This window comes from Actinomadura scrupuli (assembly GCF_050971785.1).
Taxonomy (GTDB): Bacteria; Actinomycetota; Actinomycetes; order Streptosporangiales; family Streptosporangiaceae; genus Actinomadura_E; species Actinomadura_E scrupuli.
This window is the reverse complement of the sequence record NZ_JBPCCU010000006.1, coordinates 19,505-41,887: the sequence shown is the minus strand read 5'-3', so window position 1 is coordinate 41,887 and position 22,383 is coordinate 19,505. Positions and strand designations below refer to the sequence as shown.

Here is a 22,383-nt window from a genome sequence, read left to right as displayed (position 1 = left end):
ACCCGGATCGCGCGTTCCCGGACGACATACCGACTCCGTGCTGCCATCCGATGAGGTCGTATGCGTCTCCCGAAAGCCCTCCGTCCCGTACGCCATCGCCGTACCCGGCACGCCGCCGCCACGCGCCACCCGCGGAGGTGGCCCTGGTGGCGGGCGCTGCGGGCGCTCAGACGGGCCAGGTTCGTGCCCACCTGGCGGGCCGTCCTCGGCCTCATCGCACTGGCGGTGCTGGCGCTCGGCACCCTCATCGGGGTCGGCTACGCGCGGACCCCGATGCCGACGGAGCCGCAGGACGGGGTCACCGACCAGGGGTCCCCGGTCTACTACGCGGACGGGACCCCCATCCTGCGGCTCGGCGCGCATCGTGAGCTGCTCGGGCACGCGCAGATCCCGGACCGGCTCAGGTGGGCGGTGCTGGCGGCCGAGGACCGCGGCTTCTACGGCGAGCCCGGGATATCCCCCCGCGGGCTGGCCCGGGCCCTGTGGAACAACGTGACCGGCGGGGACGTCCAGGGCGGCTCGACCGTCACCCAGCAACTGGCGCGCAACTACTACAAGGGCCTGAGCAAGGACCGCACGGCCGGCCGCAAGTTCAAGGAGGCCTTCATCGCGTTCAAGCTGAGCCGGCGCCAGACGAAGGACGAGATCCTCGACCTGTACCTCAACACCGTCTACTTCGGCCGGCAGTCCTCCGGGGTCCAGGCGGCGTCGCGGGCGTACTTCCACAAGGACGCCTGGAACCTGTCGGTCGCGGAGTGCGCGCTGCTCGCGGCCATGATCCAGCGGCCCGCCTACTTCAAGACCCAGGGCGACGACGAGGCCGCCCGCGCGCTGCGCGCCCGCTGGAGCTACGTGCTCGACGGCCTCGTCGGGATGGGGAGACTGAGCCGGGCAGAGGCGGCGCGGCAGCGCTTCCCGGCCACCCAGCGCCAGTGGGACGAGGTCGATGAGAGCGGGCAGCTGGGCCTCATGCGCGACCGCGTCCTGCAGGAGCTGCAGCAGCTCGACATCCCGTCCTCGGACGTCGTCAACGGCGGCCTGAAGATCTACACCGGGCTGGACAAGCGGTGGATGGCCTACGCGGGGCAGGCGATGGCCGAGGCCAAGGTGGCCCGCTGGCCGGTGAGCCTGCGTTCCGGTCTGATCGCCGTCGATCCGCGGGACGGCGCCGTGAGGGCGTTCTACGGCGGTGACCCCCGGCGGAGCCAGGTCGACACCGTCTTCACCCCCACCGCCCAGGCAGGCTCCACCTTCAAGCCGTACGTTCTCGCCGCCGCGCTGAAGCAGGGCTACTCCGTGCGGTCGGTGGTGGACGGCCGCTCCCCGCAGAAGTTCGACGCCGCCGGCAACAACACCCCGATGAACACGCCGGGCTACTCCGTGAGCAACGACGAGAAGATCGGATCGCTCGGCATCGTCGACCTGGTCGAGGCCACCGCGCAGTCGGTCAACACCGGTTACGTGAAGCTCGGTTTCCAGCTCGGCCTGGGCAGGGTGCTCGCGGTCGCCCAGGAGTTCGGTGTCCCGTCCTCGTACCTCACGCCCTTCCGCGGCCAGGGCGGACTGTCGCTGGGCATCGCCACCATCCCGGCGGTCCACCAGGCCGCCGGTTATGCCGCCTTCGCCAACGGTGGCACCCCGGTCACCCCGCACGTGATCACCAAGATCGTGGACGCCCACGGCAGATCGATCCCGTTGCCCTGGGACGAGCGGGCCGAACCGGTCCTCACCAGGGAGCAGGCGGCCCAGGCGACGTACGCGCTGCGGGCCGTGGTGACCGGCGGCACCGGGCGGCGGGCCGCGCTGCCGGACCGGCCGGTCGCCGGCAAGACCGGGACGACCGACGGGCACCGGGCGGCCTGGTTCGTCGGTTACGTGCCACAGCTCGCGACGGCGGTCCTGCTGGCCGACAACCGGAACAGGCCGATCAGCGGCATTCCCGGCCGGCACGAGGCCGTGGACGGCGGCTCGGTGCCCGCGGAGATCTGGAGGTCGTTCATGGCCAAGGTCACCCGGGACCTGCCCGTCCAGGACTTCCCAGCGCCCGCCTTCACCGGCGAGCTGAGGCGATGGCCGTCGACGCTGCCGGGCACCTCGTCACCGCCACCGCCACGGGCCGGGAGGAGCTCGCCCCGTCCGGCGGTCCCGTGCAAGCCCGGGCGGCCGGGCTGTCCCGGATCGGCACCGAGCCCCGGCCTGCCCTACTGCACCCCCGACTCCGCGCCCAAGTCGTGCGATCCGGACCGGCCCCCGCCCGCGGGGCCGGCGCTCAAGTGGTGGTGCGTACAGCCGGAGCACCAGCGGAATCCGGCCTGCGGGAGGGTTCAGGCGCGGTCGGGCTGAGGCATGCGCCATGATCTGTGCTCCGGGCCTGGCCGCCGCGGCCCGGATCACAGGCCCATCGTCGCCCGGCGACGGAGGAGCAGGGGCCGAACCTGGTACGAAAGAGAACCGTGAGACCCCATCTGACCTCCCGTGACCGTACGGCCCTGTACCTATGGCTGATCACCCGGCTCGGGATCGTGGCGATCGCGCTCGTCGCCTCCAGCCTGTACGTCCGCGGGAACCTCCAGGACCCGTTCCTCGAGCGGTTCACCCAGTGGGACGTCGACCACTTCATCGAGATCGCCCGGTACGGCTACAGCGGCAACCCGGCGAATCCCCCGGATGCCGGACTGCCCGGATTCTTCCCCGGCCTGCCGCTGCTGATCTGGGCCGTCCACCTGATCGTCCCGGACTGGCGGCTGTCGGCGCTGCTCATCAGCCTGGTCGCGGGCGCGGTGGCGATGGTCGCGCTCGCCCGTCTCGGTGACCAGGAGGGCGCCGAGGGCACCGGGCAGCGGGCGGTCGCCGCACTGCTGCTGTCGCCGTTCGCGGTGTTCCTGTTCGCCGGCTACTCGGAGGCGTTGTTCCTGGCCTTCGCGCTGCCCGCATGGATGCTCGCGCGCCGGCGCCGCTGGGAGCTCGCCGCGGTGTACGCGTTCTTCGGCGCCGGCATCCGCGTCACCGGGCTCTTCCTCGCCGTCGCGCTGATCGTGGAGTTCCTCGCCCACGACCGCCGATGGCGCAAGGCCCCCTGGCTGCTCGTGCCCTTCCTGGCGCCGCTGTCGTACTTCGCCTACCTGTGGTGGTGGTCCCGGGGCGACCTGAACGCCTGGCAGCACGCGCAGGAGCGCGGCTGGGGCCGCCGGACGGTCGATCCCTGGCAGGCGCTCGAGACCACCTGGAACGCGGCCTTCGGGGCCCCTAACCAGTTCACCGGCGCCTTCCGGGTGGAGCTGATCGCGGCGGCGCTCGGTGTGCTGCTGACCCTGTGGTTGCTGTGGCGGCGCCGCTGGGCCGAGTTCAGCTATGTCGGGTTGCAGATGGTGGCCCTGCTGACCTCGGCGTTCTACCTGTCGATCGGCCGCTCCAGCCTGATGTGGTGGCCGCTCTGGCTGATGATCGGCGGACTGGGCGTCCGGCGGCCATGGGTGTACCGGGCGCTGCTCGTCGGCATGATCCCTTTCCTGGCCGTCGAGACCATCAAGTTCACCGAGGGATCCTGGGCGGGCTGACGGCACCGCGTGCGGTCCGCGCGTCGCGGCGCCTGCGAGCACCGGCTGTGTGACGATGTGCCGTTGTGAAGGAGATGTTCCGGCCGCTGCGGGCCCTCGCGGCGGCCATGGTTCTGGGCGGGCTGCTGGCCCTGTGCGCCACGGGCTGCGCCGGCGGTACGGCGGGCGACGACGGGACGGCCGGTGCGGCGACGAGTTCCCCGGCGGTACGGGCCCCGGCCCGCCTCACGCCGGGTGCCGCGGGGTTGCGTACGATCTCTCCCGGGCGGCTGCCACCGGAGGCTCGGGAGACCCTCCGGCTGATCGCCGCCGGCGGACCGTACCCGTACCGCAAGGACGGCGTGGTCTTCCAGAACAGGGAGCGGCTGCTGCCGGGTGAGCCGAGCGGCTACTACCGTGAGTTCACCGTCCCGACGCCGGGGTCCGCGGACCGGGGCGCGCGGCGGATCATTGCGGGCAAGAACGGCGAGCGGTACTACACCGCGGACCACTACCGGACCTTCGTGGTCGTCGGAGGAGATCGATGAGCGAGCTCGGGGGCCTGGCGGGCGTGCTGGCGGGAAAGACGGAGCCGGGCGTCTACCTCTGGACGGTGCCCGGGTCGACGCGGCGGGCCGACGTGGTCGAGGCGGCGCAGGGCGCCGGGTGGCGGCCGTTCTGGCTGGCCGGGCAGACCGTCACCGACAAGGAGGAGTTCCTCGAGATGTCGGCCGAGGGACTGGAGTTCCCGGACTGGTTCGGGCACAACTGGGATGCCCTGGCCGACTGCCTGACCGACCTGACCTGGGCGACCTCCATGGCCGGTTACCTGATCGTCTACGCCGGATGGCAGGCCCTCGCCCAGGAGGAGCCGGAGAGTTTCAGCACCGCGATCGACATCCTCGCCGAGGCCGTGGACCTGTGGCGGGACACCGAGACCCCGATGACCGTGCTGCTGCCGGCGACGGGCGACGAGGACGTCGCCCCGGACCTCCCCCTGCTCCACTGACCCGGAGGCCGGTCGGTGCCCCGGGCGGCGCCGGTGGCGCCGGGGTCCGGGCAGGGCCTGGGCGGCCCCGGGCGGTCAGAGGTTGTCGCGCAACCAGGCGATGTCGTCGGCCTGGCCGTCCGCCGGGGTCTCGACGACCACGGGGGCGCCGGCGGCCCGGACGACGGTCAGGATCAGCTCGGGGTCGATCTGGCCGGCGCCCAGGTTGGCGTGCCGGTCGGCACCCGAGTCGAAGGCGTCGCGGCTGTCGTTGCAGTGCACCAGGTCGATGCGGCCGGTGATCGCTCTGATCCGCTCGACGGCGTCGATGAGCGTCTCACCCCCGGCATGGGCGTGGCAGGTGTCCAGGCAGAACCCGAGGTTCCGGTCGAGATCGGCGACGCCGTCGAGCACCTCCCACAGCCGGGCGATGCGATCGAACCTGCGCGCCATGGCGTTGTCGCCGCCCGCGGTGTTCTCGAGGTAGATCGGGATGGGGCACTCAAGCCGCTCGAAGACCTTGCGCCAGTTCTCGAAGCCGATCTCGGGATCGTCGTCCACGGCCAGGTGGCCGCCGTGCACGATCAGCGCCTTGGCGCCGATGGACGCGGCCGCCTCCAGATGCTGGGCCAGGAGCTTGCGGCTCGGTATCCGGATCTTGTTGTTGCGGGTGGCCACGTTGATCCGGTACGGAGCGTGGACGTAGACGTCCACGTCGGACTCCCGGATCGCCTCGATGCCCTCCGGGATCACCGGCTTGGCATAACTCTGCGGATCACCCAGAAAGAACTGCGCGACCTCCGCCTTGCGGGCGGTGGCCGAACCGAGCGGATCGTTCTGGTCGACATGGGCTCCGATGCGCATGCAGACGAGCCTAGCCCGGACGGCACGGCCCATGGGTCCGCGCGGCCGGTCCGGACGGGCCGCCCGGCGTCAGGCCGAGAAGCCGCCGTGCGCCAGCGCCAGGGCCAGCCCGACGGCCGAGCCGATCATGCCCACCACGTTGAGCCAGCGCTCCCCCGTCGTGGCGGAGACCATCTGCGAGTACAGGCCCAGCGGGAAGCCGATGACGCCGATGATCGCGGCGGGCAGGTGGGCGCTCACGATGAAGCCGAGTACGAAGGCCGTGATCCCGAACATCACCGCGGCGACCGCCAGGGAGTTCTCCCGTGGATGCCGCCGGCCATCGGTGTTCAGGGTGAGATGCTGGTTATGAAGCACCTGTGGCATCTGTCCACCCCCTCAGAGGTAGGAACTTCCTCTCCAGGTTGATGCCCACCGGCTACGGCGTCAACCGGTCGTCGCTCGGCGTCAGCGCCCCTGACCTGCTTTTTCGGACTTCCGGCCGGTGAATGCCGGGTTTTGTCACCGGATCGGGGTAACGTCGAACGCATCTTCGATGTTGGAGGTGGATGCGGTGCAGCGCCTATCAGGGGGGACGACCCCCGTGGCCGCCCGGGAGGCGGACCAGCCGACGCGTGAGCTGAGGACGGCCGGCGACGTCGAGCTCGTCGAGGAGCTGTCGCTCCTGACGACGCAGGCCGGGCGCATGCGGGCCCGGATGGCCGAGATCATGGCGGAGCTGGATCGGCGCCGCATGCCGGCCGGGTCCGGGTCTTGCCCGCGATGAGCTCGGGCGCCGTCAGTTGTTGGTAGCCTATGACGATCCCCACGGCCATCCCGGAGCCACCCGGCTTCGGACACCCACGGCCGTGGGTGACGCAAGAGCCCTCCTGTCACGGAGAGACCGTGACCGCATCAGTCCAGAGGAGGTAGGGACCTAGCATGCGTCGCTACGAACTCATGGTCATCCTCGACCCCGCAGTCGAGGAGCGCACCGTAGCCCCGTCGCTCGACCCGTTCCTTGGGGTCGTCAAGAACGACGGCGGCAGTGTCGAGAAGGTCGACGTCTGGGGCCGCAGGCGCCTGGCGTACGACATCCAGAAGAAGTCCGAAGGCATCTACGCGATCATCGACCTCACGGCCGAGCCTGCCACGGTCAAGGAGCTTGACCGCCAGCTCAACCTGAACGAGACGATCCTGCGTACGAAGGTCCTCCGTCCAGAGATTCACTAGACCCGTAGAGCAGCCGGAGCGAGCCCCATGGCAGCAGGCGACACTCAGATCACGATCGTCGGCAACCTCGTCGAGGATCCGAACCTCCGCTTCACCTCTAGTGGCCAGGCGGTCGCGACCTTCCGTATCGCGTCCACGCCTCGCTTCCTCGACAAGCAGACGAACGAATGGAAGGACGGCGAGAGCCTCTTCCTGACCTGCAACGTCTGGCGGCAGGCGGCGGAGAACTGCGCCGAAAGCCTCCAGCGCGGCATGCGGGTGATCGTGCAGGGCCGTCTCAAGCAGCGGTCGTACGAGACCCGCGAGGGTGAGAAGCGCACCGTCTACGAGATCGAGGCCGACGAGGTCGGCCCGTCCCTGAAGAACGCCACCGCCAAGGTCAACAAGACCCAGCGTCAGGGTGGCGGCGGCTTCGGCGGCGGCGGTGGGGGCGGCTACTCCGGTGGTGGCCAGTCCGGCGGGGGTGGCGGCTTCGGCGGCGGCCCCGGCGGCGGCGGTCCCAGCGGGGGCGGCGCGCCTGCCGACGACCCATGGGCGACCGGCGGCGGAGGCGGCGGAGGCTTCTCCGACGACCCGCCCTTCTAACCAACCATTCACTGACCATCCCCGTGTGAACGGGGCTCTCCGTAGAGGAGCACCACGATGGCCAAGCCTCCTATTCGCAAGCCGAAGAAGAAGGTCTGCCTGTTCTGCCAGGAGAAAATCTCCTACGTCGACTACAAGGACACCGCGCTGCTGCGCAAGTTCATCTCCGACCGGGGCAAGATCCGCGCCCGGCGGGTGACGGGCAACTGCACCCAGCACCAGCGTGACGTGGCCACGGCGATCAAGAATGCCCGTGAGATGGCTCTCCTGCCGTACACGAGCACTGCCCGTTAAGGAGGTCGGACGATGAAGCTCATCCTCACTCAGCAGGTCGCCGGCCTCGGATCGCCGGGCGAGGTCGTCGAGGTCAAGGACGGCTATGGCCGTAACTACCTCGAGCCGCGTGGGTTCGCCATGAAGTGGACCCGCGGTGCCGAGAAGCAGATCGACTCGATCAAGAAGGCTCGGTCGGCCCGCCAGATCGCGGACCTCGACCACGCCAAGGAGGTCGCCGGTCGCCTCGAGGCGCTCAAGGTCAAGCTGAGCACCCAGGCCGGTGCCAACGGCCGGCTGTTCGGCTCGGTCACCGCCTCCACCATCGCCGACGCGGTGAAGGACGCCGGTGGGCCGGACCTCGACAAGCGCCGGATCGAGGTGCGCAACCCGATCAAGACGCTCGGCGCGCACCAGGTCTCGGTGCGACTGCACCCCGAGGTCAGCGCCACGATCAACATCGACGTGGTCGACGCCTGATCCATCCCTCCACATCGAGGGCGGCAACACCCGAACGGCCCGGACCATCAGGTCCGGGCCGTTCCACGTGAAACCGCCCGGGCGGGCGTCCTTGGTGATCGCTCCCCCGACCGCTACCGTCCGTAACTGGACGTGTGTGAGGGGGAACATGTCGGAAGGCTGGATAATGGGGGCGGCGATGTGCCGCCCTCCGGCACGGATCACGGCACCGACCCGTCGCGGGCTCCTGGGCTCCGGGATCGGTGTCGGGGCGATGGCACTGCTGCTGCTGGCCGGCGACCCGGCCCAGGCGGCCGCGCGGACCAGGAGGGACGACGTGCCACTGATCCATACGCGCCGGCAGTGGAACGCCGAGTCGCCCAAGTGCAGGGCCGAGGTGCTCGACCGCCACCCCGACCACATCGTGGTGCACCACACCTCGACGCCGAACAGCACGGATCTCTCGCTGGCGCACGCCTACCAGTTGTCCCGGCAGATCCAGCGCTTCCACATGAACGTCCGGGGCTGGAACGACATCGGCGAGCAGCTCACGATCAGCCGCGGCGGCCATGTGATGGAGGGGCGGAACGGCAGCCTGAAGGCGATCCTGGCGCACCGGAACGTCATGGGAGCACAGACCCACAGCCACAACCACCACACGCTCGGCATCGAGAACGAGGGGAACTACATGAAGTCCCCGGTGCCGGAGCGGCTGTGGGACGCGCTGCGGGATGTCTGCGTGTGGCTGTGCCGGATCTACGACCTCGATCCCTACAAGGCCATCGTGGGTCATCGCGATTTCAACCGGACCGAGTGCCCGGGAGATGTGCTGTACGGCCGGCTGCCGGAACTGCGCCGTGGCGTCGCTGCCCGGCTGTCCGGACACGATCCGTCGGTCCTCGCCCAGGATCCCCTGACGCCGGGGGCGGCCGACCCCACCGGGAGCCCGGTCGCCATGCCGCCGCTTTCGCCGGAGCCGACGGGCGCCATGCCGCCGTCTCTCGGCAGCGGCCGGTAGCCCCGCCGCTCAGGACTCCGGCATCGAATAGCGGGTCCGGCGACGGGCGATCTCCGGATCCAGGCCCTCGACCAGCGACCAGATGCCGGCGACCCGCTCGGCCCATGCCTCCGGAGGCAGCCCGGAGAGCCCTTCGGAGGCCAGGTCGTCGATCGCGCGGGTGAGTCGAGCCAACCGCTCGCCATGGGTTGAACACATGTTCGAAGCCTAGCGGAGCGGGGTAGAGGTTCGAGCATGCTTTCGAATAATCGTCTCACGTGTCACACGACTATCCGCGGACAGCACCCGTGACCAGCCATGCGCCGCCGCGCGCCCGTACACCCAGGGTGATCAGCCGGGCCGCCATCCACAGGCCGATGGTGAGCCAGAGCCCGACCAGGCCGCCACCCAGGGCGTGCACCAGCCAGGCGGCCGGCAGGAAGACCGCCATGGTCGCGGTACCCGCGAGCGCGAGATAGCGCATGTCCCCGGCGCCGATCAGTACCCCGTCGAGGACGAAGACGACTCCGGCGATCGGCTGCATCACCGCGATGACGACCAGGCTGCTCAGCAGCAGGCTCCGTACCGCCGGGTCCTGGGTGAACAGCGCCGGCAGCCAGGGCCGGGCACTGAGGATGACCAGTGCGAACACCACGCCGCCGCCCACGCCCCACATGATCATCCGGCGGGTCGCTCCCCGGACGGCCTGGGTGTCCGAGGCCCCCAGGTAGCGTCCGGTGATCGCTTGGCCGGCGATGGCGATGGCGTCCAGCGCGAGCGCCAGGAAGAGCCAGATCCGCGAGCCGACACCGTACGCCGCCAGTTGTGACACGCCCTGGTGGGCCGCGACCGCCGTCGCGGCGACGAGCACCGCCTGGAGCGTCACGGTGCGGACTATCAGCGCGACCCCGGCCGTCGCCGCCGCCCGTACCCCCTGGGCGTCGGGCAGCAGCGGGGCGCCGTGCCGGCGCGCGCCGCGCAGCACCGTCGTGACGTAGACGGCGCCGCCGATGGTCTGCGCGATGACGGTGCCCCAGGCCGAGCCCGCGATGCCCCAGCCGAACCCCAGCACGAAGAGCCAGTTGAGCGCGAGGTTGAGGGTGAACGAGCCCACGGACACGTACAGCGGGGTCCGGGTGTCCTGCATGCCGCGCAGGACCCCGGTGCCGGCCAGCACGACGAGCATGCCGGGGATCCCGAACAGGCTGATGCGCAGATAGGTCTCGGCGGCGGGCGCCACCGCGGAGGTGGCGCCGAAGGCGTCCACGATCCACGGGACCAGCGGCAGGCCGACCAGGATGAGGCCGCCGGCGATCGCCAGGGCCAGCCAGATGCCGTCGATGCCCTGGCGGACCGCGTCCTTGAGCTGCCCCGCGCCGACCTGCCGGGCGACCGCGGCGGTCGTGCCGTAGGCGAGGAAGACGCAGACCCCGACGATCGTGGTGAGTGCCTGACCGGCGATGCCCAGCCCGGCCTGCGGGCCGGTGCCCAGCCGGCCGACGATGGCGGAGTCGGCGAGCAGGAACAGCGGTTCGGCGACGAGGGCGCCGAAGGCGGGGACGGCAAGGCGCAGGATCTCACGATCGTGCGGATGCTTCAGGATCGCCATGACGGTTGCTCAGGCTAGCACCTGTAATGAGCGCAACCGGCATTGGCCCATTACCGATCCCGGGAGTGCCAACTTTCTTCCCCCCACAGGGGGTGGATCGCGTTCTCCCAGCTCAGACGCTGGAGATGGGCCCTGTGGACGGCGTTGTCCCCAGAGTTGTCCACACCTCGTGCACAAAGCATGCGGCGTGTCTGCACAGCGGCTCCACAGTTCCGTCCACAGGCTCTTTTGCGGTCCCCTCCGTGGCACCAGAGAATGTCGGTTCCGCCTGCTAGACCTTGGGGGTGGCTGGGCTCCCGGTGACGGTGCTTCCAGTGGTGGGCGAGAGGTGGAGGGGGTGCAGAGGTGAGTCTGACCGAGCTACCGCGGCACGAGCAGGAGTTCGAGCGCACCCCTCCGCAGGATCTGGCGGCCGAGCAGTGCGTGCTCGGCGGGATGCTGCTTTCGCAGGACGCGATCGCCGACGTCGTGGAGACGCTCACCACCCAGGACTTCTACCGGCCCGCGCACCAGATCCTCTACGACGCGATCCTCGACCTCTACGGCCGGGGCGAGCCGGCCGACGCCGTCACCATCGCGGCCGAGCTCACCAAGCGAGGTGAGATCACCAGGGTCGGCGGCGCACCCTATCTGCACACCCTGATCTCCGCCGTGCCGACGGCCGCCAACGCCAACTACTACGCCAAGATCGTGCGAGAGCGGTCGATCCTGCGCCGCCTGGTCGAGGTCGGCACCCGGATCGCCCAACTCGGCTACGCCACTGACGGAGTCGACGCCGACGACCTGCTGGACCGCGCCCAGGCCGAGGTGTACGCCATCGCGGACAAGCGGACCGGCGAGGACTACATCCCGCTGAGCGAGATCATGCCCGGCGCCCTGGACGAGATCGAGGCCATCGGCAGCCGCGGCGGCCAGATGACCGGGGTCCCCACCGGCTTCACCGACCTCGACTCCCTCACCAACGGCCTCCATCCCGGACAAATGATCATCATTGCCGCCAGGCCGGCGATCGGGAAGGCGCTGGCGCTGGACACGCCGCTGCCCACCCCGAGCGGGTGGACGACCATGGGCGAGGTCGCCGTCGGAGACCACCTGCTCGGTGCCGACGGGAAGGCGACGCGAGTGGTGGCCGCCACCGAGGTGCTGCACGGGCGGCGCTGTTACGAGGTGGAGTTCTCCGATGGCGAGGTCGTCGTCGCCGACGCGGATCACCAGTGGCTGACCTGGAGCCGGGCGGCTCGCCGCGACGACGCGCAGAGGCGTGGCATAGGCCCTACCTCTGCGGAGGCGCCGATAGGTCCAAGTACTGTCACGACGGAGCAGATGGCGGCGACATTGGTCTGTCCGACCGCCGGCGGCCGGCCGAATCATGCGGTCGAGATGAGCTCCCCTCTCGAGCTTCCAGACGCCGATCTTCCGATTCCTCCTTACGCTCTCGGTGCCTGGCTCGGCGGTGGCAACAGCAGCGGGGCACGCATCAGCTCCGCCGACCCGGAGCTCATCGTCCATCTCGAGGCCAGTGGCATCGCGGTGACCGAGCACGCGACGGACCCCGACTATCGTCTGGGCTTTCCCGAGACGACCGGGAAGCTCACGGACCGCACCTGCGCGAGCTGCGGCAGGAGTTTCACACTGCAAACGGGTTCCGGCCTCTGCGAGTCCTGCTGGGGAAGCCACGGCACGTTCCAGGCCGTCCTGCGAACCATCGGTGTCCTTGGCGACAAGCACATCCCCATGTCGTATCTCCGAGCGTCCCGGCGACAGCGCCAGGAGTTGCTGGCCGGCGTTCTCGATACCGAGGGGACCGTCACCACCACCGGCTCGATTCGGTTCGCGGTGACGTCTCGCCGTCTCGCCCACGATGTGCGGGAGCTGGTGCTGAGCCTCGGCTATCGGTGTTCCATCTCCACCAAGCCCGTTCGTGGCCGTAACCCGGAGTCCCCGACGTGCTACATGGTCGATTTCACGACTCCCGACCAGGTTTTCCGCTTGTCGCACAAGCAGCTCGTGCACAAGGAACGGTCGCGCCATGACCCGCAACGCACCCGCTGGCGGTACGTCGTCGATGTGCGGCCGGTCGAGTCGAGACCTGTGAGATGCGTGCAGGTCGACAACGATGATCACCTTTATCTCGCGGGCCGGGGCATGGTCCCCACCCACAACTCCACGCTGGCTCTCGATTTCGCCCGGGCGGCGTCGATCAAGCATGGGCTGACCGCCGCGTTCTTCAGCCTGGAGATGGGGCGCAACGAGATCACCATGCGCCTGCTGTCCGCCGAGGCCCGGGTGGCGCTGCATGCCATGCGATCGGGCACCATGCAGGACGAGGACTGGACCCGGCTGGCCCGCCGGATGAGCGAGGTCGCCGAAGCGCCGCTGTTCATCGACGACTCGCCCAACATGTCGATGATGGAGATCCGGGCCAAGTGCCGCCGGCTCAAGCAACAGCACGACCTGCGGATCGTCATCATCGACTACCTGCAGCTGATGACCTCCGGCAAGCGGGTCGAGAGCCGCCAGGTCGAGGTATCGGAGTTCTCCCGCTCGCTCAAGCTGCTCGCCAAGGAGATCGGCGTCCCGGTCGTCGCGCTGTCGCAGCTCAACCGTGGTCCCGAGCAGCGCACCGACAAACGACCCATGGTGTCGGACCTTCGCGAATCCGGCTCGATCGAGCAGGATGCCGACATGGTCATCCTGCTCCACCGAGAGGACGCCTACGAGAAGGAGTCCCCCAGGGCGGGCGAGGCGGACCTGATCGTGGCCAAGCACCGTAACGGCCCGACGGCCACCGTGACCGTGGCCTTCCAGGGGCACTACAGCCGGTTCGTGGACATGGCCCCCGGCTGATCTCCGGCTGTAGGTCCCCGCCCGCATCGACGATCGCGAGCCAGTCCCCGCCATGATCTCGTCCCGAGACAGGCGTGTTCGCATTCACTTTCGGCTGCTCAGGCGAAATCAGTTGGCGGGCTTGCCGAACCAGCGGGAGAGGTGGCCGTCCAGGTCCTGCTGATCGTCGCCGATCCAGGCGACGTGGCCGTCGGGGCGCAGCAGGAGGCACGGAACATCCAATACCGCAGTGGGATCCGCGAGGTAATCGACCCGGTCCGACCAGGCCCCGACGGTCAGGCGTTCGGTGCGGTCCAGCAGCAGGCCGCGGCCGCGATGCAGCAGACCGTAGAGGTGGCCCTGTTTCACGTCGATGTCGCGCAGGCGGCGGCCGAGCAGGTCGGGGCCTTCGCCGAAGTCGTAGCGGATGCCGATCGCGGTGATCTTCTCGATCAGATGGCGGTTCACCTCGTCGAAGTCCATCAGTTCGGTGAGCAACCTGCGCACGGCCTGCGGACCCGGTTCGGTGGACAGCAGTTCCATCTGGGCGCGGGTGTTGTCCAGGACGTCCGCGGCGACCGGATGACGTTCGGCCTGATAGGTGTCCAGCAGTGTTTCCGGCGCCCAGCCGCGGATCTGTGCGGCCAGTTTCCAGCCGAGGTTAAATGCGTCCTGAACGCCCAGGTTGAGGCCCTGCCCGCCGATGGGCGGATGGATGTGCGCCGCATCGCCGGCCAGCAGCACCCGCCCGATGCGATAACGTTCGGCCAGCCGGGTGGCATCCCCGAAGCGGGACAACCAGCGCGGGGAGTGCACGCCGAAATCGGTTCCGGCGAAGGTGCGCAACTGTTGTTTGAAATCATCGAGGGTGGGCGGTTCCGCACGGTCGCTGACTCCCGCGGCGGGGACTACGACGCTGTAGACCCCTTCGCCGAAGGGCCTGAGCCAGAATCGCCTATGGGTCTCGCTGATCTCGGTCACCTTGGCGGCGATCTCCTCCTGCGGTGCACCCACTCTCATCTCGCCCATGAGCGTGTCGGTCCGTGAGGGCTCGCCGGGGAAGCCGACGCCGAGCAGTTTGCGCACCGTACTGCGCGCGCCGTCACAGCCGATGAGGTAGCGCGAACGCAGCTGTTCCCCGTCGGACAGCTCGACGGTCACGCCCTCGTCGTCCTGCTCGAAACCGGCGACCGCGCAACCGCGCCGGACCTGCGCGCCCAGTTCGATCGCATGTTCCTCGAGCAGATGCTCGATGACCGGCTGCGGGATGCCCAGCAGATAGGCGTGCGCGGAATCCAGGCCCTCGGGCGCGGGCTTGGGGATGGCGGCGAAGAAGCCGCCGGCCGGACGCTGTCTTCCGTGCTGGAGAACGCGATCCAGCAGTCCGCGCATCGCCATCAGCTCGAGACTACGAATATGCAGGCCGACTATGCGGACGAACGACGCGGGCTCGGTCTCCTTCTCCACAACGAGTACCCGCACGTCGTGCAGCCGCAGTTCGGCGGCCAGCATCGCACCGGTCGGCCCGCACCCGGCGATGATCACGTCGAACATGAGGGGCGTGCGATCGGCGCCGGAGGCCGGCGACCAGGGTTCGGGGACGTCGCCCATGGTGAAGTCGCGCTCGGCCGTACCGGTCGACGACGGCTCGGCGGTGAACTGCTGAGAGTGCACAGGTGTTGCCTTTCGGGAGTGCCTTGTTGTCGAGGCGCTCCCGGCGACACCTACGTCAATCGCCCGACCGTGACGGGAAGGGGGAGCACCCACATCGATACAGCGTTCATGGGTCTCACCTCCTCGGGCGGTGTCACGATCAACCGCAAGCTACAAGCCCGGACATCATCCCGTCCACCGCTTTTCCAGCCACGTGATCACGACTCCGAACGGGCGGCGTGAGGTGGCGGTGCCGCCGCACCCCCGGACGGTACTGGCCTAACCCGGCCATGAGACCGCTCGCCCGCCCGTGCGGGTGCGGTCCAATGGCAGGCTGTGCAGGTTGTTGATCTTCAAAGTCAGGTGGAGTCAGTAGTGGTGTTCCCCCGTCGCGCCCACATGCTCGGCCTCTCGGTGCTGCTCGCCGCCGGTGTCACCGGCTGCGGCGACGACCCGCCCCGCTCGCCCACGACCCCTGCCGCCAGCGCCGCGCCGTCCGCGCCGTCCGCGCCGGGCGCTCCGCCGGGAGAGAAGCTCAAGGTCACCTCGGCGGAGTGGATCGGTACCCGGCCGATCAACGTGAAGAGCGAGGCCGGTGGGTACACGCACTACGCGAACGGGATCATCGTCAAGGGGACGGTGGGGCCCGGCTGGGGAGAACGCACCTATGACGGCGGCCTCCTGCACGGCTGGTTCCTGGTTTTCAGGTCGGCCGCGGTCAAGTCCAAGGTCGTCTCCCCGCCGAGCTGTGCCGTGCCCATCGACGGCCACCCGGACTACTGCTTCGACTCGGGGGCCAGGTACGGCATCAGCTTCGGTGCGCCCGGGGCCGTCAACGCGATCTACCGGCCCGCTCGGATCTACCTCTACGACGCCGGCCGGACGACCGATATCACCAGCGAGGGCCGGCAGTTCCACGCGGGCGACGGATTCGAGATCGTCATGACCGGGCCGAGTGCCCCCGACCGTCTCGCCAAGGGCCTGAAGTCAGGGGATGTCGCCGTCATCTGGGTGGACCCCAAGCGGGCGGGCGAGGCCGGCTCGCTCGACATCGGCACCACCGGATCGATGCCGGCCGATCTCCTGCTGCCACTGAACCGCCTGCCCCACGACAAGGCGATCCCGCCCATTCAGACCGGCCTCGACCGCAACAGCAAGCCCTACGGCTCCTGAACCGGCATGGTCGCGGCGCCGCTCAGAGCCGGGTGCGAGCGGCGCCGAGACCAGGTGACCGCCCGGCACCAGGTCACTGAGCCGGCGGCCGGTCGTCGCGCGCGCCGCTGAGCGGCTCGCTGCGTTCGGCCGCTCACCGGGCCCGGAATGCCTGGTAGGCGGGCAGCAGCAGGACGGCCAGATCGCGGCCACGAATGACGAGGTCCGGTGGGCCCAGCCGGTCCAGGGCGTGTTCGGCAAGCCGGTGCCCGGACGCGTCCGGCCGGTGGACCTCCACGGCCCCCTCCTGCCAGAAGTCGTCCAGGCACTCGGCGAGCGGGCGCTCCGCCCCGGCCGGTACCGGCACGGGCATCGCTCGGGGCTCGGCCGGTGCCGGTTCGGGTACGGATCGCGACCCGGCGGGTGCGTGCCGCCGAGGCTCCTCCGGGGTGCTCGTCCGCAGCGCGTGCAGATGCTGCAACAGCCGGGCCCGGGTTCGGCCGCGCCAGGTCAGGATGCCGAACGGGTCGGTGCCGAAGGACTCCGCCAGCACGCGGAGGACCGCCGTGACGTGCGCGCAGGGCACCGCCCAGTCCGGACAGGAACAGTCCATCGCCAGGTCCCGCACCGCGGGGAGAAGCGACAGGCCGCATCGGGTGAACAGATCCTCCAGCCCGGGCGGCAGGTCCCCGTCGAGGATCCGGTCGTGGCAGTCCGTGTCGTCGGCGAGGGCCCGCTCGGCGACGGCCCACTCGGCCGGGGTGAACACCGGCAGATCGATCCATACGTCGTACGGCTCGTGCCGTGACCCGTGGACCTGAGCGGTGATCGACCCGGCGGCGATCGTCAGGCCGGAGACCTCACCAGGGTCCGAGCCGGGGTCCGTGGAGAGGGCCGCGCCGGGGTCCGCGGCGGCCGGGACGCCCAGGTCCGCGCAGGCCAGCCGGGCCGTGAACCGTTCGGACCACCAGGTCGTCATGGCGGCGCTACTCGCTGACCGCGTCGGCCGAGAGGGCGACCAGCTCGCGCAGGGCCGCGGTGGACAGCTCGGTGAGCCGGTCCTCTCCGGTCCCCACGGCCGACTCGGCGAGGTCCCGCTTGGAGTGGATCATCTGGTCGATGCGCTCCTCGACGGTCCCGACGCAGACGAACTTGCGGACCTGGACGTTCCTGCGCTGTCCGAGCCGGAAGGCCCGGTCGGTGGCCTGCTGCTCCACCGCCGGGTTCCACCAGCGGTCGACATGGATCACCTGGGTGGCCGCCGTCAGGTTGAGCCCGGTGCCACCGGCCTTGAGGGAGAGCAGGAACACCGACGGGCCCGAAGCGGCCTGGAAGCGGGCGATCATCTCCTCGCGCGCGTGCTTGGGTACGCCGCCGTACAGGAACAGGACCTCCCTGCCGAGCCGCTCGGTCAGATGGTCCCGCAGCAGCGCGCCGAACTCGGCGTACTGGGTGAAGCACAGCGTCTTGTCGCCCTCGGCGAGCGCCTCCTCCAGGATCTCCTCGAGCCGGGCCACCTTGCCCGAGCGCCCGGCGAGCGGCGAGCCGTCGCGGAGGAACTGCGCCGGGTGGTTGCAGATCTGCTTCAGCTTGCCGAGGGTGGACAGCACCAGGCCCTTGCGCTGGATGCCGCTGCTGTTCTCGACCTGGCTCACCATGTCGGTCACCACCGCCTGGTACAGGCCGGCCTGCTCGGCGGTGAGGTTGCACATCACCGTCATCTCCTGCTTCTCCGGCAGATCGCGTGCGATGGCCGGATCCGTCTTGAGCCGCCGCAGGATGAAGGGCCCGGTACGGCGCCGGAGCGCCGCGGCCGCGGCGGCGTCGCCGTGCTGCTCGATGGGCACCGCGTACCGTTCCCGGAACCCGGCGGCCGATCCGAACAGGCCGGGATTGGCGAAGTCGAGCACGGCGTGCAGGTCGGCCAGCCGGTTCTCCACCGGGGTGCCGGTCAGCGCGATCCGGTGCTCGGCGGGCAGCGAGCGGATGGCCGTGGCCTGCCGGGTGGCGCTGTTCTTGATGTGCTGTGCCTCGTCCAGGATGATCCTCCGCCAGCGGATGCTCCGGAGCGCCTCGTGATCCCGCTGAGCCGTCGCGTACGTGGTGATCACGAGGTCGGCGCCCTGGATCTCCCGCTCCAGGCCGGCACCGGACAGCCGCCGCGCGCCGTGATGGACGTGCGCGCGGAGCATCGGCGCGAACTTCGCGGTCTCCCGTTGCCAGTTGCCGACCAGCGACATCGGGCAGATCAGGAGTGTCGGGCCGGACGGGTGCTCCGCGGCGAGCAGCGCCAGGGTCTGGGGCGTCTTGCCCAGTCCCATGTCGTCCGCCAGGACCGCGCCCAGACCCAGCCGGGACAGGAACGCCAGCCAGGCCAGACCGCGCTCCTGGTAGGGACGCAGCGTCGCCCCGAACCCCGGCGGCACCGGCACCGGTTCGAGCCGGAGGTCCGCCTGGCCGGAGAGCAGGTCGCCGAGCCACCCGTCGGCGACGACCCTGGTCACCGGCAGGCCGCCCGCCGAGGCGTCGGGGTCGAGCGCGGTGCGCAGCACCCGCCCGGCGGGCATCGTGCCGCCGTTCTCCCGTTCGAGGAACGCCACCGCCTCGGCGATCCGCTCCAGGTCGACCTCGACCCACTGACCGCGGACGCGGAGCAACGACCGGCCGATGGCCGCCAGCTCGCGGAGCTCCTCCACGGTGAGCGTCTGGTCGCCGATCGCGGCCTGCCAGCCGAACGCCACGATGGCGTCCTGGCCGACCAGGTCGCCGACCGGCACCATGCCGGGTTGCGCGGTACGGGCGGTCAGTGCCAGTCCCACCGTCGCCGGGCGCTGCCACCAGGACGGCAGCAGCACCCCGAAGCCGGCGGCGGTCAGCAGGGGAGCCGCGTCCCGGAGGAAGCCGAGGGCCTCGGTGCGGTCGAGGTCGAGCGCCGCCGGACGGGCGTGCCGCAGGGCCGGGCGCAGCTCCGGGCAACACCGTACGGCCCGGCCCAACTCGGCCAGGAACACCTCCTGCGGCCGGTCCACCCTCTCCTCCAGAGCGGTCAGCGCCGGGCCGCCGGCCCACATGTCGGCGACGTCGACCAGCAGCGCGGGTTCGTCGGCCTGCAGCAGGAACTCCAGCCGCCAGTGGTCGTCGGACGTACGGCCCATCGGGTCGGCGGGGTCCGGTCCCAGCGGCTCCCGCAGCCGGAAGCAGAGGCGCAGCCGTGCGGTGGCAGGCTCCCCGGACCCGAGCCAGGCGGCCAGCCGGTCCTGGAGGCCGGTGAGCTCGGCCGGGTCCGCACCGTCGATCCGTCCGGTGCCGGAGGTCAGCGCGGCCAGCCAGCGTTCCGCGGCCGTGGCCGGTCGCCGCCCGGCTCGCAGCAGCGGGGGCCGGCTCTCGAGCACCGCACGCGCCTCGCTGTCGACGAGCGCGTCCAGCACGTCGCCCACGACCTCCGCCGCCGGGCGGCCGGGATGTTCCGCGCGGCAGACCGGCGGGGCGGCGGCGGTCAGCGCTCCGATCTCCCGCCATCCCGCGGCGTCGGGTACGGGGCGCCAGCGCGCACAGGGAGTCCCCTCCTCGGTGAGCACGGCGGGCAGCACCTGGCCCCGGCCGACCAGCCGCCAGGCGAGGTCATGGACCCGGGTCAGCCATCGCAGCGACGCGCCGTAGGGCACCTCGATGCCGCCGAGGCCGGCCGGCGCCGTCTCCAGCAGTGGCCTGCGCGGGTCGAACAGCTCACCGAGCAGTTGCGCCGCCTCACCGGGAGCGAAGAGCAGGGCGGGGACGTGCCAGGCCACGAGTTCGGGAGCACCCCGCGCCCCGCTCGCGCGCCCGCCGCCGAGCTCGGGGGAGGGCAGCGGCACGCCGCCGCCGGACGGCATCAGCAGCGTGCACCATCCCGCACCGGTCCTGGTCACCAGCCAGTCCAGCCGGGGTCCGGCACCGCTCACGAGGGTGGCGACCAGCTCGGCGGAGCAGGCGTACGGATGCGCACGCGCCACGCCGGGGCCGGGAGGCGTCCGGCTCCCATGGGCCGCACCGGGCGGGCGTGCGCCTCGCGCGGGCCGTGCGCCCGGGAGGGGCCGCTCCGCCGAGTCCTCGGCCCACAGCGCCAGCCGGTGGTCCGCCCTCCACAGCGCGTGCAGAGCGAACATGACCAGGCCCCCTGAGCTGCGTCGGACGACCTCAGGAGCCTACGTGCTCGGCACCACGGGCCGATCCCGTACCGGCCGGTGCCGTGTCCGGCGGCGGCCCCGCGGGCTCGCGGAGGCTCCGTACGCCGCCCCGGGCTCAGCCGTTGTAGCGGCCGCTGATCTCCTGCCAGGTGGGGGCCGGGCCGGGGAGGGGCGGCGCGGACGAGGTGTGCAGGGCCTCCAGCAGCAGGGTCAGGTAGCGCTCCTGGAGCCGGCGGGTACGCTCCGGGTCGTCCACCTTGACGGACTGGAGCTGCTCGAACAGCAGGGACAGATCACCGACCTCGATGTCGGGGCGTAGCGCACCGGCGGCCTTGGTGCGGTCGATGAGCTGCTGGGTGAGCTGAGCGGCCCGGTACCCTTCGCGATTCAGCTCCTCGCCGGCGGTGAAGCTGCCGGACAGGCGCTGGGACAGCGCGCTCGATCCGGCCGCCACGCAGCGGCTCATGTAACCCGCGAAGGCCTGCCATGGATCACCGTCGTCGGCGAGGGCGGCCTCAACCTCCGCGATGTAGCGTTGCAGCCCGTCTCCGGCGAGCCGCTGGAGCAGCACGTCCTTGCTCGCGTAGCGCCGGTAGAGCGCGCTGATGCCCACACCGGCCTTCTCGGCCACCGCCGCGATGGGGGCGCCGGGATCGGCGAGGAACACCTCACGAGCGGCTTCCAGGATCAGCCGGTCGTTACGGGCCGCCTGCGCGCGGCGGCCGCTCAGTGGCGTGGACGTGGTCTCCATGATGCTCAGCATACATGGGGGAACGAATCATTCCGTTCTGAGTAAGACGTGAGATTTTGGATTGTGTGCGTAGTGTGTCGGGTTCGGGTAGTGCCCCGATTATGCCGGTCATCGGCGTGGCGGCTCGACAACGGTCTATTCTGTCGGACTCGCTGGATAGCGTGCTGAGTGCGGCAACCTGAGGAAGGGGCAGCTCAGATGAGGTGCACGATCGACCGAGACGTCCTGGTGGACGCCGTCGCGTGGGCGGCGCGCACCCTGCCCGCCCGCCCGGCGATCCCCGTGCTGGCCGGGATGCTGATCGAGGCGGCGGACACGGGGGCGCTGACCCTCTCCAGCTTCGACTACGAGGCGTCCGGGGAGGTGACCGTCGAGGCCACCGTGACCGAGCCGGGCCGGGTGCTGGTGCCCGGGCGGTTGCTCACCGACATCGTGCGGAGTCTGCCGGCGCAGCCGGTCGACATCGTCACCGAGGGGTCCGAGACCGTGCTCACCTGCGGCAGCGCCGAGTTCGGGCTGATGACGATGCCCGTCGAGGACTACCCCGATCTGCCCAAGATGCCCGCCCCCGCGGGCACCGTCGAGAGCGATGTGCTGGCCGCCGCGGTCGCCCAGGTGGTGGTCGCCTCCAGCCGTGACGACACGCTGCCCATGCTGACCGGTGTCCGGCTCGACATCGAGGGCGCCATCATGCGGCTGGCGTGCACCGACCGCTATCGCATCGCGGCCCGCGACCTGCCGTGGACCCCCGCCCGGCCGGAGTTCGGCGTGGCTGCGGTGGTGCCCGCCCGGACCCTGGCCGACACCACCAGGCAACTGCGCTCCGGGACACCCACCGAGCTCGCGATGGCCGGTGTGGCCGACAGCCTCATCGGGCTGACCTGCGGTGGGCGCCGCATGACCACGCGGCTGCTCGACGACCAGTTCATCGACTACCGATCGCGGCTCACCGCGGACTGGACCGTCCGGGCGCAGGTGCCGGTCGCCCCGTTCGTCGAGGCGATCAAACGGGTGGCGCTGGTCGCCGAGCGGACCACCCCGCTGCGGCTCGCCTTCGCCCAGGGCGAGGTACGCATCCGGGCGGCGACCGGGGACTCCGCCAGGGCCAACGAGGTCCTGCCGGCCGAGCTCGCCGGCGACGACATCGACGTCGCCTTCAACCCGCAGTTCCTGCTCGACGGCCTCGCGGGCATCGGGTCCGACGTGGTGAACCTCGACTTCACCGCGCCGTCGCGGCCCGCGCTGCTCACCGGCGAGACCGACGACTTCCGCTATCTCCTCATGCCCATCCGCCTGTCCGGCTGACCGGCAC

Annotated in this window: 21 protein-coding genes; 13 read left to right on the top strand and 8 right to left on the bottom strand. The window is 70.6% G+C overall.

From position 1 onward, the window contains the following. Window positions 1-60: 60 nt before the first annotated feature. The 4 genes from ACRYCC_RS25680 to ACRYCC_RS25665 all read left to right on the top strand — a co-directional run bounded on the left by ACRYCC_RS25680 (window position 61) and on the right by ACRYCC_RS25665 (window position 4,545). The gene (locus ACRYCC_RS25680) at window positions 61-2,343 is read left to right on the top strand and encodes a transglycosylase domain-containing protein (protein WP_433816145.1); all 2,283 of its coding nucleotides are present in this window, start codon (window positions 61-63) and stop codon (window positions 2,341-2,343) included. A gap of 110 nt (window positions 2,344-2,453) precedes the next feature. Beyond that, window positions 2,454-3,557 carry a mannosyltransferase family protein gene (locus tag ACRYCC_RS25675; protein WP_433816143.1) on the top strand — a complete coding sequence of 368 codons (1,104 nt, stop codon included), beginning with the start codon at window positions 2,454-2,456 and terminating at the stop codon, window positions 3,555-3,557. Between the two features lie 74 nt (window positions 3,558-3,631). Further along, on the top strand, window positions 3,632-4,084 hold the full coding sequence (locus ACRYCC_RS25670; protein WP_433816748.1) for a guanyl-specific ribonuclease: 453 nt from the start codon (window positions 3,632-3,634) through the stop codon (window positions 4,082-4,084). Further along, on the top strand, window positions 4,081-4,545 hold the full coding sequence (locus ACRYCC_RS25665) for a barstar family protein (protein WP_433816141.1): 465 nt from the start codon (window positions 4,081-4,083) through the stop codon (window positions 4,543-4,545). Before ACRYCC_RS25670 ends, ACRYCC_RS25665 begins: the two co-directional genes overlap by 4 nt. Window positions 4,546-4,620: 75 nt before the next feature. Here ACRYCC_RS25665 and ACRYCC_RS25660 read toward each other — a convergent pair whose 3' ends face one another. Both ACRYCC_RS25660 and ACRYCC_RS25655 read right to left on the bottom strand, forming a co-directional pair. Then, window positions 4,621-5,388 (bottom strand): deoxyribonuclease IV, encoded by a 768-nt coding sequence (locus ACRYCC_RS25660; protein WP_433816139.1) that lies wholly within the window; start codon window positions 5,386-5,388, stop codon window positions 4,621-4,623. A 69-nt stretch (window positions 5,389-5,457) separates the two neighbouring features. Continuing rightward, the gene (locus ACRYCC_RS25655) at window positions 5,458-5,754 is read right to left on the bottom strand and encodes a hypothetical protein (RefSeq protein ID WP_433816137.1); all 297 of its coding nucleotides are present in this window, start codon (window positions 5,752-5,754) and stop codon (window positions 5,458-5,460) included. A gap of 187 nt (window positions 5,755-5,941) precedes the next feature. Between ACRYCC_RS25655 and ACRYCC_RS25650 the strand changes: the two genes are divergently transcribed. From ACRYCC_RS25650 to ACRYCC_RS25625, 6 genes are all read left to right on the top strand, one after another. Continuing rightward, entirely contained in the window at window positions 5,942-6,154 is a 213-nt protein-coding gene (locus ACRYCC_RS25650; RefSeq protein WP_433816136.1) for a hypothetical protein, read from the top strand. Window positions 6,155-6,309: 155 nt separating this feature from the next. Next, window positions 6,310-6,600, top strand: coding sequence for a 30S ribosomal protein S6 (rpsF, locus tag ACRYCC_RS25645; protein ID WP_433816134.1), 291 nt, complete (start codon window positions 6,310-6,312; stop codon window positions 6,598-6,600). A gap of 27 nt (window positions 6,601-6,627) precedes the next feature. Further along, window positions 6,628-7,185: a single-stranded DNA-binding protein gene (locus tag ACRYCC_RS25640; RefSeq protein ID WP_433816132.1), complete on the top strand. Its 558-nt coding sequence runs from the start codon at window positions 6,628-6,630 to the stop codon at window positions 7,183-7,185. Window positions 7,186-7,242: 57 nt separating this feature from the next. Beyond that, entirely contained in the window at window positions 7,243-7,479 is a 237-nt protein-coding gene (rpsR, locus tag ACRYCC_RS25635) for a 30S ribosomal protein S18 (RefSeq protein ID WP_433816130.1), read from the top strand. Between the two features lie 12 nt (window positions 7,480-7,491). Next, window positions 7,492-7,938 carry a 50S ribosomal protein L9 gene (rplI, locus tag ACRYCC_RS25630; RefSeq protein WP_433816128.1) on the top strand — a complete coding sequence of 149 codons (447 nt, stop codon included), beginning with the start codon at window positions 7,492-7,494 and terminating at the stop codon, window positions 7,936-7,938. A 253-nt stretch (window positions 7,939-8,191) separates the two neighbouring features. Continuing rightward, window positions 8,192-8,935 carry a peptidoglycan recognition protein family protein gene (locus ACRYCC_RS25625; RefSeq protein WP_433816126.1) on the top strand — a complete coding sequence of 248 codons (744 nt, stop codon included), beginning with the start codon at window positions 8,192-8,194 and terminating at the stop codon, window positions 8,933-8,935. A 9-nt stretch (window positions 8,936-8,944) separates the two neighbouring features. Here the strand turns inward: ACRYCC_RS25625 and ACRYCC_RS25620 are convergent, their stop codons facing one another. Together ACRYCC_RS25620 and ACRYCC_RS25615 are read right to left on the bottom strand one after the other, a co-directional pair. Next, a complete protein-coding gene (locus ACRYCC_RS25620) occupies window positions 8,945-9,133 on the bottom strand; it encodes a hypothetical protein (RefSeq protein WP_433816124.1) in 189 nt (62 codons plus the stop codon). Window positions 9,134-9,203: 70 nt separating this feature from the next. Then, window positions 9,204-10,523, bottom strand: a complete 1,320-nt coding sequence (locus ACRYCC_RS25615) for an MATE family efflux transporter (protein WP_433816122.1) — start codon at window positions 10,521-10,523, stop codon at window positions 9,204-9,206. A 345-nt stretch (window positions 10,524-10,868) separates the two neighbouring features. Here ACRYCC_RS25615 and dnaB point away from each other — a divergent pair, with 345 nt between their 5' ends. Further along, the gene (gene dnaB / locus ACRYCC_RS25610; protein WP_433816120.1) at window positions 10,869-13,370 is read left to right on the top strand and encodes a replicative DNA helicase; all 2,502 of its coding nucleotides are present in this window, start codon (window positions 10,869-10,871) and stop codon (window positions 13,368-13,370) included. A gap of 108 nt (window positions 13,371-13,478) precedes the next feature. Here dnaB and rox read toward each other — a convergent pair whose 3' ends face one another. Then, window positions 13,479-14,903, bottom strand: a complete 1,425-nt coding sequence (gene rox / locus ACRYCC_RS25605) for a rifampin monooxygenase (protein ID WP_433816118.1) — start codon at window positions 14,901-14,903, stop codon at window positions 13,479-13,481. Between the two features lie 474 nt (window positions 14,904-15,377). On the opposite strand from rox, the gene ACRYCC_RS25600 reads away from it, so the two are divergent. Continuing rightward, entirely contained in the window at window positions 15,378-16,175 is a 798-nt protein-coding gene (locus ACRYCC_RS25600) for a hypothetical protein (RefSeq protein ID WP_433816116.1), read from the top strand. Window positions 16,176-16,308: 133 nt separating this feature from the next. On the opposite strand, the gene ACRYCC_RS25595 is transcribed toward ACRYCC_RS25600, so the two are convergent. The 3 genes from ACRYCC_RS25595 to ACRYCC_RS25585 form a co-directional block, all read right to left on the bottom strand. Continuing rightward, complete coding sequence (locus ACRYCC_RS25595; RefSeq protein ID WP_433816114.1) at window positions 16,309-17,133, bottom strand: SWIM zinc finger family protein; 825 nt, start codon at window positions 17,131-17,133, stop codon at window positions 16,309-16,311. 7 nt (window positions 17,134-17,140) lie between these two features. Continuing rightward, the gene (locus ACRYCC_RS25590; protein ID WP_433816112.1) at window positions 17,141-20,299 is read right to left on the bottom strand and encodes a DEAD/DEAH box helicase; all 3,159 of its coding nucleotides are present in this window, start codon (window positions 20,297-20,299) and stop codon (window positions 17,141-17,143) included. Window positions 20,300-20,435: 136 nt separating this feature from the next. After that, window positions 20,436-21,071 (bottom strand): TetR/AcrR family transcriptional regulator, encoded by a 636-nt coding sequence (locus ACRYCC_RS25585; protein ID WP_433816111.1) that lies wholly within the window; start codon window positions 21,069-21,071, stop codon window positions 20,436-20,438. 198 nt (window positions 21,072-21,269) lie between these two features. Here ACRYCC_RS25585 and dnaN point away from each other — a divergent pair, with 198 nt between their 5' ends. Beyond that, complete coding sequence (dnaN, locus tag ACRYCC_RS25580; protein WP_433816109.1) at window positions 21,270-22,376, top strand: DNA polymerase III subunit beta; 1,107 nt, start codon at window positions 21,270-21,272, stop codon at window positions 22,374-22,376. Window positions 22,377-22,383: the final 7 nt, after the last annotated feature.